9 protein-coding genes and 1 pseudogene are annotated in these 16,227 nt (G+C 37.7%); 3 read left to right on the top strand and 7 right to left on the bottom strand.

Annotated elements, in window-relative coordinates; translation table 11 throughout:
- Positions 1-108 precede the first annotated feature (108 nt).
- From ACFO3G_RS08570 to ACFO3G_RS08595, 6 genes and pseudogenes are all read right to left on the bottom strand, one after another.
- Positions 109-1,344 carry a 3-deoxy-D-manno-octulosonic acid transferase gene (locus ACFO3G_RS08570; RefSeq protein ID WP_380079922.1) on the bottom strand — a complete coding sequence of 412 codons (1,236 nt, stop codon included), beginning with the start codon at positions 1,342-1,344 and terminating at the stop codon, positions 109-111.
- A complete protein-coding gene (gene gltX / locus ACFO3G_RS08575) occupies positions 1,341-2,858 on the bottom strand; it encodes a glutamate--tRNA ligase (RefSeq protein WP_380079924.1) in 1,518 nt (505 codons plus the stop codon). The genes ACFO3G_RS08570 and gltX overlap by 4 nt, the downstream gene beginning before the upstream one ends.
- A gap of 136 nt (positions 2,859-2,994) precedes the next feature.
- The gene (locus ACFO3G_RS08580; RefSeq protein ID WP_380079926.1) at positions 2,995-3,447 is read right to left on the bottom strand and encodes a DUF4293 domain-containing protein; all 453 of its coding nucleotides are present in this window, start codon (positions 3,445-3,447) and stop codon (positions 2,995-2,997) included.
- Positions 3,448-3,574: 127 nt separating this feature from the next.
- Positions 3,575-3,895, bottom strand: a pseudogene (locus tag ACFO3G_RS08585) (DNA-directed RNA polymerase subunit omega); the annotation flags it as partial.
- Between the two features lie 15 nt (positions 3,896-3,910).
- Positions 3,911-4,732 (bottom strand): outer membrane protein assembly factor BamD, encoded by an 822-nt coding sequence (locus ACFO3G_RS08590; protein ID WP_380079928.1) that lies wholly within the window; start codon positions 4,730-4,732, stop codon positions 3,911-3,913.
- An 836-nt stretch (positions 4,733-5,568) separates the two neighbouring features.
- Positions 5,569-5,838, bottom strand: a complete 270-nt coding sequence (locus tag ACFO3G_RS08595) for a hypothetical protein (protein ID WP_380079930.1) — start codon at positions 5,836-5,838, stop codon at positions 5,569-5,571.
- Between the two features lie 578 nt (positions 5,839-6,416).
- Here ACFO3G_RS08595 and ACFO3G_RS08600 point away from each other — a divergent pair.
- Entirely contained in the window at positions 6,417-7,850 is a 1,434-nt protein-coding gene (locus ACFO3G_RS08600) for a hypothetical protein (protein WP_380079932.1), read from the top strand.
- Positions 7,851-7,883: 33 nt separating this feature from the next.
- Positions 7,884-8,372, top strand: coding sequence for a thioredoxin family protein (locus ACFO3G_RS08605; RefSeq protein ID WP_380079934.1), 489 nt, complete (start codon positions 7,884-7,886; stop codon positions 8,370-8,372).
- A gap of 186 nt (positions 8,373-8,558) precedes the next feature.
- On the opposite strand, the gene ACFO3G_RS08610 is transcribed toward ACFO3G_RS08605, so the two are convergent.
- The gene (locus ACFO3G_RS08610; protein ID WP_380079936.1) at positions 8,559-11,225 is read right to left on the bottom strand and encodes a C10 family peptidase; all 2,667 of its coding nucleotides are present in this window, start codon (positions 11,223-11,225) and stop codon (positions 8,559-8,561) included.
- Positions 11,226-12,867: 1,642 nt separating this feature from the next.
- Between ACFO3G_RS08610 and ACFO3G_RS08615 the strand changes: the two genes are divergently transcribed.
- Positions 12,868-15,963 carry a C10 family peptidase gene (locus tag ACFO3G_RS08615; RefSeq protein ID WP_380079938.1) on the top strand — a complete coding sequence of 1,032 codons (3,096 nt, stop codon included), beginning with the start codon at positions 12,868-12,870 and terminating at the stop codon, positions 15,961-15,963.
- Positions 15,964-16,227: the final 264 nt, after the last annotated feature.

Below are 16,227 nucleotides of genomic sequence, written 5' to 3' on the forward strand. Positions count from 1 at the left end.
ACTCTCTCAAACAATTGTTTCTTAGAAGGCTTAAAAAGCAAACATAAAAAAGGCTTCGCATGAGCAAACACTCTGCGAAGCCAAACAATAGGTCTAAGCAATCAAAGATTACTTTTTGAATATATCGTTGATAACCTTATCTGCCGCTCCGGCATTGGCATATATATAATCATGGGAGGCTTTTCCGGCACTTTCTAATTTATACTTATGCATCAACATATCATCAACATATCGGTCAAACTCCTCTTGGTCATGGATACAAATACCTCCACCGGACTCCAACAAACCCAACGCCTCCTTAAATTTGTGATGCTCCGGTCCAAAAAACACAGGGATACCATAGACAGCCGCCTCAGGTGTATTATGAATACCCTTACCAAAGCCTCCACCAACATAAGCAAAGGTTGCATATCTATATAAGGAAGAGAGCAAGCCAAAGCTATCTACAATAATGCAATCCTTCTTCAGTATCGACTTGGAATTGGCATCCGAAAATCTGATGAAAGGACGTTTAACAAAGGAGGTTAGTTTCAAAATCCTTTCGTCATCAAACTCATGAGGAGCCAATATTAGTCTCACATTAGGATGTTTATTAAAATAATTGAGCAAGATTTTTTCATCCGGAGGCCAAGTACTGCCTGCCACTATAATAGGAGTATTGGAGGACTCTACCCATTTATCGAACATGGGTAGTTCCTTCCCATTCTGACTAATTTTAATGACACGATCCAGACGGGTATCTCCAACCACATCGACATTGGTAATCTTATACTTTGCCAATAGCTCTTTGGATGCATCATTTTGAACGTACAATTTATCGAAACATGTCAATAAATAACGATACATCTTGCCATACCATCTAAAAAATAGTTGAGAGGGTCTAAATATGGCTGACACCAAATAGGTTGGGATTTGACGATCCTTAAGTTCCAACAAAAAGCAAGGCCAAAAGTCGTACTTAATGAATATAGCCATTTTGGGTTTGACCATATTAAGGAACTTCTTAGCATTGAGAATTGTATCTGCCGGAAGGTAAGAAATTACATCTGCAAGTTCATAGCTCTTCCGAACTTCATATCCCGAAGGGCTAAAAAAAGTCAGCATGATTTTTTCTGAAGGATAATCACGCTTAATGCGTTCAATCAAGGGACGACCTTGCTCAAACTCACCCAATGAAGAAACATGAATCCATATATATCCGCCCTGTGTATCGAGTTCGGATTTAAGTTTTTTCCATAGTCTCCATCTTCCCTTCTGCATCATCTTAGCCTTAGGACTAAAGAAGATAGCACATTTGATTAGGAAAGAATAGACATTCCCAATAAAATTGTAAAAGAGTTTCATCCGAGACGTTCTATGGCCAATTTTATACGTTTAAGTGTTTCGTCTTTACCTAAAAGCTCGATAATATCGAAGATATGAGGGCCCTTGCTTTCGCCTACTAAGGCCAACCTACATGCATTCATGATCAGTCCCATGCCATACTCATTCTTCTCAATCCAAGCCTTAACAACAGATTCGGTTGGTTCGGACTGCACAGAATCCAAACCGGAAATAATCTCGGACATCTCCATTAGAAGTTTTGGACAATCCGCCTTCCAACGTTTGCGCACTGTTTTCTCATCATAAGTTTCGGGAGCGAGGTAGAAGAATTTGGATTGATCCCATAGTTCATGTACAAAATTTACACGTTCTTTGAGCAAGGATACGATTTTTTCTGTTCTATCCAAATCTGTATCCTCTACGCCATGTGCTTTCAGCACGACCTGAAATTCCAAAGCCAACTCTCTATTACTCTTATTTTGCAAATAATGATGGTTAAACCAGCGAGCCTTTTCATAATCGAAGCGAGCTCCACTCTTGCTGCATTTTTCCAGATCAAACTTGGATATAAGCTCATCCATCGACATAATCTCCTCATCGTCGCCCGGATTCCATCCAAGAAGAGACAAAAAGTTTACAACAGCTTCAGGATAATAACCGGCTTCGCGATAGCCACTGCTCTTATCTCCTGTTTTAGGATCGATCCAATCCAACGGAAAGACCGGGAATCCCAAACGATCGCCATCCCTCTTACTAAGTTTTCCATTACCATCCGGTTTTAGCAACAAGGACAAATGAGCAAATTGTGGCATTGTTTCTTCCCAACCAAAAGCCTTATAAAGCAAAACATGTAATGGTGCGCTTGGCAACCACTCTTCACCTCTAATTACATGAGTCACCTCCATCAAATGGTCATCAACAATATTGGCCAAATGATAAGTAGGAAGATCGTCAGCACTCTTATAAAGAACCTTGTCATCCAAGATAGAACTATTGATAACAACCTCACCTCTAATCATGTCTTGCACATGTACATCAATATTCGGCTCAACCAAAAATCGAATCACATATTGGCAACCTTCAGAAATCAGACGATCAACCTCATCCTTCGACATAGAGAGAGAGTTGCGCATCATGCCTCTCGTCTTGGCATCATATTGAAAGTTGTCTATCTCCTTACGCTTGGCATCAAGCTCTTCCGGTGTATCAAAAGCAATGTATGCACGATTGGAGTCTAACAACTGCTTCACATATTTCCTATAAATATCGCGACGTTCACTCTGACGATAAGGACCATAATTTCCACCAAAACTTACACCTTCGTCAAATTTGATGCCCAACCAAGTCAAAGCCTCAATAATATAAGCCTCAGCTCCCGGCACAAAGCGATTAGAATCGGTATCTTCGATACGAAGAATCATATCTCCACCATTCTTCTTGGCAAACAGATAGTTATACAAGGCAGTACGAACACCACCAATATGAAGGGCTCCCGTAGGACTTGGAGCAAATCGAACACGAACTTTAGAGGACATAGATGTCTTATATTTATGTAAAATTAAGCCTCCCAAAAGAGGCTTAATCGTATGTTTGAAAATAAATAATCTGTATATAAAAGGCCCTTTCGAGGCCCTAAAATGACTTCGAACAACAACTAAAAAGCAAAGGACTTTATCTTAAACGGTCCAACGCTCTAACTTTAGCTTCGTCTGCACCGATATTGCGAATTGCAAGATAAAGAAAGACAATACTTATTATCGGCATGGCAAACCAAAACTTAAATCCATAAGAAAGATTGTGTACTGAAAGGAAATTGTACGTTAGCATTGCATAATATATGAGCATACCCACAATCACGAGAGCATTGACAACGCTCAATCTAATCTGAAGCACCCTTTTCTTGTATAGGAAGATAGTTACAAAGGACAACAAAACCGACAAAAGATCAACAAAAAACAAACCCCAAGTCGGATCTGTAATGCCTCCTCCAATCTTACGAGCTCCGATAGTCAAAAATTCATATCCTCCGTCAGAAGCACTACCCATTCCCATCGGGAAGAATAATATTAAAGTCATTGCAACACCTGCAAGCAAAAGCCACAATGTCTGGATTCTCTGCCACATATCAGCTACTTTTTAAGTGTTATTTTTCCTTCTTCTTGGATTCTTTTTTCTTAGATTCGTTCTTTTCTGCTTCTAACTGAGCCTTAACCTCTTCCTGCATATCCATCGGAACTCCTGAAATTCTGGCATCCTCTCCCGGCATATAGTACCTAAGATCTCCGTCAAGATATTCCTGAGTGGCTATAAGGGTTGGCTTAGGCATCTTTTCGTACATACGAGAGATTTCTATCTGTTCCTCATTCTCGTGCACCTCCTCCAAATTCTCTTCGGAATAAGTTGCTACCTCCTCCAATTTCTTATCAAGCTCATGCTTGGTTTCCATAGCCAGTTGATTAGCCCTCTTGGCTATGACTCTGACTGTTTCATAAATATTGCCTGTATCAGCACTCAATACAGACACGTCTCTTGTTACTGTGTTGGTTGGAGTATTAATCTTTTCGAATTCCATAATGTTATATAGAAATTATAAGTTCTTAGAAATATGTTTAGATACAGATTCATAAATCTGTTTAGCACGCTTTAGAAACTTGCCATTGGGATATTCATTGACATACGAATAATATTGGTCCAAAACCTCCCTATAACGAGTTTGCACCTTCTCATTGACACTATTGACAGCCTCTTTGTATTGAGCTTTCAATATAAGGAAAACAAAATCCTCGCGATATTTTGTATAAGGGAATTTTTTGAGAGCATCTTTGGCAGTCACAATACAACTGCGATAGTTATTTCCCATAAATGTGCCTAAATTGTAATATAAGTCAGCAGCAAGATATTGCTTATAAGCCAACTTATCTTGCAATTCAAAAAGATACTGCTCAGCATCTTTGGCATACTTCCCTTTGGGATAAAATTCGATATACCCCTGCAACTCTTTGATAGCCTCATAAGTATCAGATTGGTCCAATCGAGGATCGGGAGAAATAGAATAAAGACCATAACCGGCCTTGAAACGAGCCTCCTCAACCATCGAAGCCTTGGGATAAGATGTATAGTAGCGCTTAAAATAAGCCGCAGCTGTGTACGGATGCTTACTCATATAATATGAATTTGCAAGAAGATACAGAGACTGCTCGCCCTCCGAGGTACCGTTAAACAAAGGAACTACATCTTCAAGTAAATCTGCAGCCTTTGTATACTTTCCCATATTGTAATACTTCTTGGCGTAAGAATATTTCAAATTGGCATCTGTCGACTTCTGAACCCTTACAAACTCCGAACAGGAGCTCAAAAGGAGCATAAATGTCATAAGAGGAACCAATATATTAGCTACTATTTTTTGCATATACAATATCATTAACCTCGCAAAGGTAGTCTTTTTTTTAATTTAGCTTAGAAGTCATTTTGAATTAATTAGGGAATTGATTAAGCAGACTTTCTAATTATTTTTGGATAACCGACTATATCAATAGCGACCTGTTTGCAACACAAACAGCCTAAAAGGAGACAAAAAGGTATCTAACATCTCTCTATAGATCCCCAATATTTTCCTTATCCCTAAAAAACAAAAAGGACTTCTCAATGACAAAGATAGCTGAAAGAAAAAGAGCAAACAACCCTTTTTTAGCAACCATGGCTCTCTCACAATTCAAGTATTTCTTTTCATACAAAGCTTATATCAGACATCAATAATATCAAATATTAGGCATTTTAAAAGCAAAATACCTAATGTATATTTCCGATTAAATCATAATTTATTAGATAAATAATGTAAATTTACCAGCAGGTCGTTTTGTCTAAAAACAGCCTGTTTTTGACATCAAAAAAGGCCATTTCTTCTATAAAAACATAGAGAAGGGAGATTTGTCGGCTTTGCTAAATGTTAATTTATATAAAGTGCTATTTTTATTTGTCTTTCGCCTGCTTAAAAACCGGCTTTAGGCCGCCTTTTTTGGAAGGTCGCGCGACTTGCAATCCATTCTCGCGCTACTTTGAAAGTGAACTCGCGCGAGGTTGCACCTGAAGTAGCGCGACTTCGCATGTCAAGGTCGCGCGAGATCAGATCCAAAGTCGCGCGAGAACGGATTGCTTCTCGCACGACCTTATTTGTTAAAATAGCGCATAAATAAAGCCCGTTTCGTACTATAAAAACGGGCAAAGTCGGCAAAAGGTCAATTGACCCTAACCCTCGAATTTGTGAATTTGAAGTTGAATCAGTGTTGTTTGAGTAGCTTTTAGAGCATTAGAGCAGGTAACAGTATTTAACAAACAATCCCCTCTCATGACGAGCTTCACAGCCCAATCATAAAGGACATTCTTAAGATTATATTTGATAGTTATTGGGTCATTGATTTGTTCCTCGTCGATAAGACATATCTTACCCTCTTGAAGGAATGATCCTCCAAGCAAAACAATCATCAAAAGGAAGGTAAGTAACATGATTATCTCCATGGTATCTGTCTTTATCGGTAACTAAGATACTAAAAAGAACGCTCTTTCGCAATCACTCATCCAGAACAATAAGAAGCCTTTTAAAAGTAATTACAACTAAGAATTATTAGAGATCAGGGTGCAACCATTCAAACAAGATCAATATTGAATCTGATAAGAAGCACCTTAAAAATAGCATCTTAGCATTTACCTTCATCTGGTTTGTTCACTTAGTTTGTCCATATGCTGAGTTTTTGTCATACAGACAGCTTTACTCATCTAAAATGCAGCTTACCTAAAAAAGAATCATTCAACCATATAGATAAAGCGATTGAGTACCCTAAAGATGCCCTTTACAACATTTATAGGGTAGCAGATTTAATAAACGCTATTAGTATTACATATATCTTTTCAATCTAAACCCTATACTATTATATCAAAATAGAATAAATTATAATAATATTACTACCTTTGTATGTGAATTATATTTCTCACTAAATCTAACGATTAATTCAAACGAAAGTATTTTAAAGATACTATTCGACACATTGAATTTTAATATTAATACACTATTCTTCAATACATTTTAATAAATAATTATGAAAACAAAATTATTATTCTACTCCTTACTTTCTAGTCTTGTATTGTTAGCAGCCTGCTCGAAAAAAGAGCCTGAGCCAAACAATAATGGACAGAATCAGTCTTCTACTGCAGATATTGTTATCAATGCAGAATCGAGTTATGGAATTTTTTACGGAAAAAGGTTTACACCTAATGCTTCAAATTATTTTATCATCCTGACTAACTGTACTATGTCTGATGGAAAAGCAACGGGAGAGGGAGAAATGATCACTTTAGATTGTTTTGCTCCAGCCCCTTCTCAGATCAGTGCTATAGAACTTCCAGAGGGTCGTTACGTATATGAAGGAAAATTGACTTTTGAGCCATTTCATATTAGCAAGCAAAACACATATCTTACTTTTGTAAATGAAAATGGAGTTATAAAAGATAAAGTTGATATTATAAGTGGTAGTTTAGATATTAAAAAAACGTCTGGTGGAATAACTATTCATGGTATCTTTACCATTGAAGGAGGAAAGACCGTTGAGGTTAATTATTCAAAGAATATTCTTTTTGAGAATCAGTCTGGCTCATTTGGGAAAGATATTAATGTGGTTGCAAAAAATATTTTTGGGTCTACATATTATGGAGATCCATCTAATACCGGATTCAGTGAATATTTAGTTAGTCTTGGTGATTGTGAAATGACTGAAGATCATAAGCCTAATAGTGCCGGATTTATAATTGACATAGATTTCTGGGGTGCAAAATCTGTAACATCTAATGAGGCTGTACTACCCGAAGGAACATATCATTTCTCAAAAGAGATTGGAAATAATACGATGTATTCGGTGAATACAAAAGGGAATGATATACACCAACATTCATCTATTCCTGTCCCTTATACCGATGGAATGATTACAGTCAAACATATTGAGTCCGGATATGATCTTTCCGGAGAGTTTATTATGAGTGATGGGTATAAGATGACTATTGCCTATAAAGGAGCTATTAAATTTGATAATAAAGCTCCAGCTGAAACAGGTGATCTAAAATTGAATTTTACAACAGCGGAAGTAGAGTGTTATGGGGATATTTATGGAGCAAAGACTGCAAACTATAATGCAACGTTTAGAACATCAGATAAGAAGTATGCTTTAACATTGGATTTTAACGATGTGTTACCAGACGGAGATGCAGTTATAACCTCTCAAACATATACATTAGATAAAGATATGGAAGCTTCTGCGGGTAAGTTCTATTCAGGAGAGGATGATGGTATGGGACCAATTGGAACCTATCTCCGAATAGATGAGAATGGAAAAGAAAGATATGTTTATGTAAATGGAGGAACTTTTACAGTTAAGAGAGATGGTAAATCATATGTGTTTACATTTGATTTTACAACGACATCTCAGGCTAAGATTACTGGAAATTTCAAAGGGGAAATTGTTATAAAACAGAAAAAATAAAGACATTAATTTGTTATAGAATTGAAGAAAAAAATGAGTAACAAGATGGTTTTTTTGAGCTTAATACCATTATTATTTGTAATGATATGCTCATGTAAAAATGATAATTCTCTTATAGATGAAATTCCTGATACGAATGGACAGGTGGTTGAACTTAATTCAGATATGTTCATCAAGTATGTATGGGATTACAAGGAGTCTCCCGAACATTTTGTTTTTAAAGGGAGAAAGCCTGTTATAGTTGATTTCTACACAGAAACATGTACGCCATGTAAGGCCTTAAGACCTATTCTTGAGAACTGGGCAAAGCAATATGTAAACAAAGTCTATTTTTACAGTATAGCTGTTGACAAAGGTGATAATGCAGGTATATATAAAGTAGCTGCCAAAGTGTTTGGTTTTGGAGGATATCCTTCCATCCTTATGATTCAGGCTAATGGGAAAGTGAAGGGGGTTATGGGATTTAATTCCAGAACGCATTCCGAGATAGAATCATTTTTAAATAATAACGGAGTTCTATAATATTCTATTTATCCCTATTCTTGTTAGAAACAGGAAAATCTAACATAAACCAGAATTCCTCGATAAAGAAGAAGTTAAGCTTTGAGATGTCTCAAAAAAAAGGATGGCCTCGACTGTACTTAATTGACAGTTGAGACCATCCTTATCTTATTTATTGTTTTTATTGAATAACAGCAATCATTAAGACTACTTCTTTAAAAGATGTACACTCTTAGCTCCTACCACTACTACATATTCCCCTGAAGGATAACGGCTCATATCTATATGACCATTTCCCTGATTATCCGTTACAGAAGAGAGAATATTTTTACCACTTAGATCGAATACCTTAACTTGGGCATTGCAGTCGGCGTGCTCAATGAATAGATCCGAAACAACCGGGTTAGGATATATTTGAATATGCTCATTTTCTACCTGACAAACAGCAGTTGTTCCATTATCCCTGAAAGTAACATAAGGCATATCACTTCTTAGTACCGGAAGTGGTGCTGCAGCCTCATTATAAACACCCACAACAAGTTTGACCGGATAATTATATTTGTTATGACCATTTATAAACTGGAGAAGATCATCTTTCGCATCTTTAATTACCGGCAAATCCATTGTAATCTCCGAGCCTTTCCAATTGTCTTTGATAGTCGTCAAGGCTATAAGAGTTTGTCCTATTGGAACTCCCTTTTCAGGATCATAAATAATCAAAGAAGCAGCGCAGTATTTGACATTCTTCACAAATTCTGATCCTACATCCTTAAGTGTAAAACCATTAATCTGATAATCATCGTCATTGATAAAATCATTGGCATTGATAAAATATTCAAACTGATTATTCAACAAACTCTTATCCAAGCTTATTATGTATCCGGTACGAATATGATCGGGAGTAGTTACAACTGCCTCCTCAACAATCGTTGTTTCTGCATAAGAAGACTCCTTTGTTTCACCTTTACATTCAGCCGTAATCCTAACATGTGTACCTGGATCAATTGGAAGACGATCTATGTATATAGAGATATCATCTGTCTGTCCTTCTGCATAAGCAACGTTTCTCTGATCTTCATAAATCAAATAACCCGATTTAACATCATAAAACTTAATGCTGGTAAGAGCTAAAGCCTCTTTATTGCCTTCATTCTTAACCTTAAAATTAATACGTGAATTTTCTGCAAACTGCAATTTAGCATTCGCCCCCTCTAAAAGCAAAGTAAGCTTAGCTTCCTCTTTTGCAGGCTCCTCAATATTGGCAATATGTCCGTCCGAATCTGTAGTAAAATACGCTTCGTCTGCTATTCCATAAGTCCTTAGCAATCTGTAATAATTACCATCACTTGACTTTGCCTCACCATAGACCCTATATTTTGCATTTGGGGTTAAGGTAAGTCCATTTTCAGCACTTTGGAGAAAAACTCTGACTCTGCCATTTTCTGGCCGCACTTCATACATATTATTGCAATACAAATTCAAATATTCATTAGAGTCGACAATCTTTCGATCATCTTTATTATCAACATTCTCAATTACAACTCTCACCTTAGTAGAAAGCATATCAGCCTGTCCCAAAGTCAAATACATGATGCAATGGAGACCTCCTCCACCTATCTTCTTAAGTTCAAAACTTCTACACTCAACAAGTGTGGGAGCTTCTACAGAATTACCTTCTCTGTCCGGAGTGAAATTAACGATGATTTGTTGGCCTCTATTGAAGCCACCACCTGATCCACCACCAATACCAAGAGCATCGGGATTGAGCAAATTGAGATCAAAATAACCATTGGACATGCCCGCCCATCCCCAATTAATATGAAATAGACCTTCAGAGTCATACCCATCACAAACAAAGGCATGACCACCGCCATCTCCATAACCAAGATATTCTACCGGACGTCTCTCCGTAAGCTCCTTTCTTATCATTGCATTCCATTGCCTCTGAGAATACATATCCCTATCAAGGATTTGAACCGACTTGTCGTACTTAAAGAATTTGCGAAGAGCTGTAACGACATCTTGCCCAAAAGCACCGCTCGCATTAGTAGCATAATTCATCTTCACAGCTACTCCTACATGGTAACACAATGTTGAAAGCGCAGCTTTTTGCCGGTCAGAAACTGTTTGACCATTCTCTATAATACCGGGCATATTATCCCAATCATACGCTACATCGAAATTTGCACTATGTGTTTCACGATATACATCAGTATAGGTATTCGAACCGACCCCTCTATCCGGCCATTTGTAATATCTCATGATCTGAGATGTGGCTGTGGCAACACAACCTACAGGGCAATGCCGCCCATAATATATCGGAGTTTTGTCATTCCAAGGAGCACTCTGATTCCAAAGTATATCTGCAAGAAGTGGAGAAACAGAGCTATTAAGAGACTCTTGAGAAATGGTCATTTGCTTGTTGCCATCTGCAAGATAATGCCTGATAGCAGCCTGGTATGAAGATATAAAACTACTGAAGTTGTCCGGCATATTACGATCTGAGAATGAGCCTTTATCAGAATATCCCAATGTCATGGGCAACTCATCATCACCCGCAACCATCAAAAAGCCATCCTGATCGCCATAATTGAAAACATAGTAAAGCACAGCATCTGAAGAGGCCTCAACAGATGAAGCAGACCTTAGATCTTTGGAATTAAAAGATGGAGCAGAAACCAATTTAAGCTCCTTGTCTCCTCTCAACAAAGATTTTTTCTCAAAAAAAGACTTCGCATAAGCAGTTGCCTGCTCTCGACTAACCGGATTGGCAAAAGCCTCTTGAGGCATTAAGACGATGCAACCGGTCAAGGACAATACGCCCATCGACCAGCCGACTACCCTTCTCAGCAGGGTACAAATTTGTTTATTCATTTTTAATATAGTTGTATTTAACAATCGATTCAGAGTAAATTGGCCTTACCATTGCAATAATAAGCCAACAGTTGACACTAAAGAAAAATCACACAGTACTGCTCCCCTCATATTCGAGAGACTAAGAGAAAGCCGAAAATAGATAAAAAGCACCGATATAAGTACTAAATATCTCCATTATGACCACATAAACATTACAAAGTGTTTGATCTAATAACTAACGAATTTCTACCACAAATACTGTTTCAACGACAAATATAATAACTAAGCAATAAAAACAAGACAATATGAATATATTGCCATCATCATTACAATAGTTCAAGTGCAAGAAGGATGGCATATTTCAAATCCTACAATTAAGATCAAAAACATCTAAATAATAAGAATATAACGATTAGAAAATGCGGTCAGAAAACCATGTTCATAAAGGATTTAACGACTTAACAAGGACTTGAAAATCATATCGACCGATAGCATCAAAGGAATTCTTCTCACGAAGGACTCAATAAAACTAACCTTACCCTTAGAGCGATAACTGCCAATACTGCATCAAATAGTTGTGTAAAGAGCGTGTAGCAATATCTCGTACTGCTGTGCCGAGGCTGTTTAGATTGCTCGCTGAGACGAGAGAAAGATTAGCAGATAGATGTTTTTCGATTGTATTGAGTACTTACAATCTATTCAGCAATGCATCCATCGGACAGTTATCTTTTGCTCCAGGGTATGCAAAACCGTAAATGAGAACATCGGGAGTTTGCATCAAAAATTACGTCTCATTCGTTTTGCATTACAAAGATAAACTATCTAAAATATCCGATAGTACGACTTACAGTGTATTCAGAATACTATTTATCATTTAGCGCATTTAAATAAACATATATTAAGCAACAAGGGAAGAGACAAACGCATTTTTTAGGATTAATTACTCAATAATTATAGGCTTTTAAGCAGCAAAAGGCCCAAAGACCTATCAAATACGGCATTCAGCGCATCTACACCAAGATGATGTTTATCTACTATTCCACACATTGTCTCTGAAAAGAGGATAGCAATTCGACGTGAAAAAACATCAAAACAGATAACAATAATCGAAGCAATTAATACAAATCACACCAACTGTGCAAAAGACTAATAGAATCAAAAATTAAGAAGTACTCTTATGATTTTGGCCTCTTAACCTCTAAACATACTCTTCCAAACTAAACACAGAGAATTAACAGATATAAATAAAGTATCAATTTACACTGACAAAGAGCGTATTGATCGCACCAACCAAATATCAATTTATAAGAATAATACTAATTTCGATATTCAATTCACCATTTAGAAACACTATTAAGAACAAAAACAAACAACAATCCCCCTATAACTTACAGGCACATATTTAACATATTATATCATCAACCGGAAACGTTATTGTATTTATGGAGATATTGAGCTAATAGATTGGAAGAGCGATAAATAATGAATACTTTTGCGGTCCAATTATAGGGATCTCTTGGTTGGCGAATTGAGAAATCCAATGGAGCAACTAAAAAGATTAGGACACTATCTTCAATTGCTCAGCACATTGCATGATTGCGGAAGCTTATACCTGATTGAGCTTCACAGTTTAGGACAAACATTAGTTAATAATATGATTATGAAAATTACCCGAGCAAAGCAGACTGTCTTTGCATTTTTGAAACTAAGAGAAAGAACAAATTGGTTGAGAAAACCAATACTTTCCCTGCTTATTTTATTCATGGGTGTCGGCATGTCTTTTGCATTGCCTGTTACACCTTCACAAGCAAAAAAAGCAGCACAAGAGTTTTTTAAGAGTAAGTCATCACTTAGAGGGGAAAGTAACCTATCTCTTCAGCTATTATCAGCCCCCAACTTTATGGGTGAAGAGACGGTAGGACTTCGTTCTGAGGATAATAGTCGAGACAATTCTGCTCTTTATTATATCTACAATAGAGGGGAACATGATGGTTTTGTAATGATTGCAGGCGACGACAAACTACCTCTTGTATTGGGATATACATTGAATGGAAAATTCTCTACCCAACACATGCCGGACAATCTCAAAGCGTTTCTCGAGACCTATCAACAGAATATCAAAATGCTTCTTAAGGCCAATAAGACATCGTCCAACCGACTTAGAAGCATTGAAACAGTCAATCCACTTCTCGGTAACATACAATGGGATCAATCATTCCCATGGAATGCTCATACTCCCAAAGACTCTGAGGGTAAAAATATGCCTGTTGGATGTGTAGCGACAGCCACATCTCAAATCATGAGATATTACAAATGGCCATTGCAAGGAGAAGGCAAACATGAATACATAGACTCAAAATCAAATGTGAAACGAAAAGCAGACTTCACAAAAACCTATGATTGGGATCATATGCCTGCGAGATATGACGATCCACGCACAGCCACTAAGGAAGAACAAGACGCACTTGGCATCCTTTGTCTTCATGTAGGTATTGCCGAAGATATGGGATATGGAAGTAATGCCAGCGGAAGCTTCATACAAAATGTTGTTCGTGCACTGAGAGACAACTTCAAATACGACAAAAGGACAAAGGTTATCAATAGAAACCTTAAGACTCAAAGTCAATGGGAAACAATCATCCGAGGAGAACTAAACAGCAAGCGTCCGGTCCTTTATGCGGGATACGGGCAAGGTGGAGGCCATGCATTCGTCTGTGACGGATACGACAATGAGGGTCTTTATCACTTCAATTGGGGATGGGGTGGCATGTCAGACGGCTACTTCGACCTGAATGTATTGAGTCCGGGAGCACTTGGTATCGGAGGAGGGTCCGGAGGCGGCTTTAATGAAGGTCAATGCATCGTTGTCAACTTCCAACCGGACAAAACGCAAAGTACTCAAGCACCCAACACTTTCATTGAGGGCGACAAAATGGAAATTGATTTATCTTCCGCTATAGACAAGAATGCTTCGGTCTGCAAAATGGAGGTAAAGTTGACCGAGATTCTTGCATTGAGCACATCTGTAAGACTTGTTCTCGAAAATACCAATGATAGCAAAGACAAGTACATCCTTCCACAAGAGGAAGAAGTGGAACTCGACGGAAGGCCGGTATATCCAACTCCAATCAAATTTACGTTACAAAGACGTGAAAATGAGCTTGTGCTTGACAGTCTAAATACCGAATACAAAGTCTATGCCGAAGCAAAAGCTGAAGATGGCGAATATTACCGAGTAAGAGGACTATACGGCACCCCTCTGGAACAAATTATCACTACAGATGAGCATGGATGCATCAAGTCAGCAAAAAAAGACATCGACAGAGGCAAGATTAGCATAAATAAAAATGGAGCTATAGCCGATCTCTTTGGATACGAAAAGAGTAAAATCACTTGCCTGGCTTCTAATACAATGAAGCGTGAACAGATAGAGAACACCGTATTGAGAATTGTGAAACATTCCAACCAAAAACTTCTTTTCGAATTTGACAAGAATGTTCCCTACGAGATGGGGCAAGACAATCGCATTACCTTTTTTATCGATCGTCTTCCCATCGAGCCCGGAACAAAAGTGGATATATCTCTTAAAACTCAATTCAAATATAGAGAGACTACCATTTTAGAAGATGTAGAAGTCAAGAAAGCCTCTACGGTAAGAGAAGGATATCTTATCAAGTTTGATGAAACTAAATGGGATCAACGAATCAACCCTGAGAGTGTCCATATCAAAGGTTTCTCTATTGAAGATGTGGCTACTGAGCATCAGCCCAAGGATCTGGCCGTCCTTGCATACCTATCTTACGACTATATGTTTTCCAAAATCAATTGTATAATCAACAGACAAGATCTACATCTCAAAGATTGGGATGGCTCCAAGCACGAGTTTGAGATTACTCTCGGTGACAACCCCGAAGAAGTAAGTCGTTTCAAAGAGTTTAGCAAAGTTCTGGCAACAGATAGAGTAGATCTTCATTTGATTGTTTTTGATAAGAATACCGGGATGCCGGTAACTGTTCTTGAGATGGATGAAATCAAGGTCGGATTTAAACAACCTAAAATAGTTTTATATAAGATTGACATTCAAAAAAGCGAGCACGGAAATATATCTCTTGCCAATGTAGATAATCCCGACGCCGTAAAAGAAAACACCATAGTAGAGGTGAGCATCAATCCGGATAAGGGTTATGAAATTGATCAGCTCCTTATCAATGATGTCAACATTGCACCGGATACTTTCTTTAAGTTGACCAAAAACACAACTATCAAGGCAACTTTCAAGGTGAAACGCCCGGTTATTACTTTGACACAATACGGAGAAGGAGAAGTTGTTATCGAGGGGGCTGATCTATCCAAGTCTCATGAAGTAGATTTGGGCACCCAAATTACCATTAAAGCGACTCCTAAGGAAGGCAATATGATCAAGGTGATCTTAATCAATGGTGTAGAGGCAGAGAATAATAAAACATACACGATCAACGAAGACACCAACATCATTGTATCCTTTATTCTGGATACACCTGTTGATAATATATCTTCAAATGATATCGTTATCTATCCGAATCCAACAGCCGATCTGATCAATGTAACAAATACAACAAGCAACGCTACTGTAAGACTATACAGTATCTCAGGACAATTGATAAAAGCTACCCGGACAGATTCAGAAGGATCTCTTGTCATGAATCTATCCGACTTGCCTCAAGGTATTTATATCATAAGTATTGACAATAAAATTATGCGTATCGAAAAACGATAAGAATTAGCATAAGTAAGTTACAACTAACGACAAAAGGGGCTGTCTCAAAATTAGACGAGACAGCCCCTTTGTCATATTCTCTTAATTGACTCTTTAGTCAGATTGAAGCTTTTATCTTACCTATCATCACCATTTGTCTGGTAGTATCCCAAAAAGTGTGTAAAGGAGGTTTATCTTTGAGTCAAAATTAATCATTTCATTTCATTGTTTTGTTCATCCGTCAGGCGGACATGAAAAACACCGGGGGGATTGGCGTCCGCCCGG

Origin of the sequence: Falsiporphyromonas endometrii (assembly GCF_042654485.1) — a bacterium.
GTDB classification, from domain to species: Bacteria; Bacteroidota; Bacteroidia; order Bacteroidales; family Porphyromonadaceae; genus Porphyromonas; species Porphyromonas endometrii.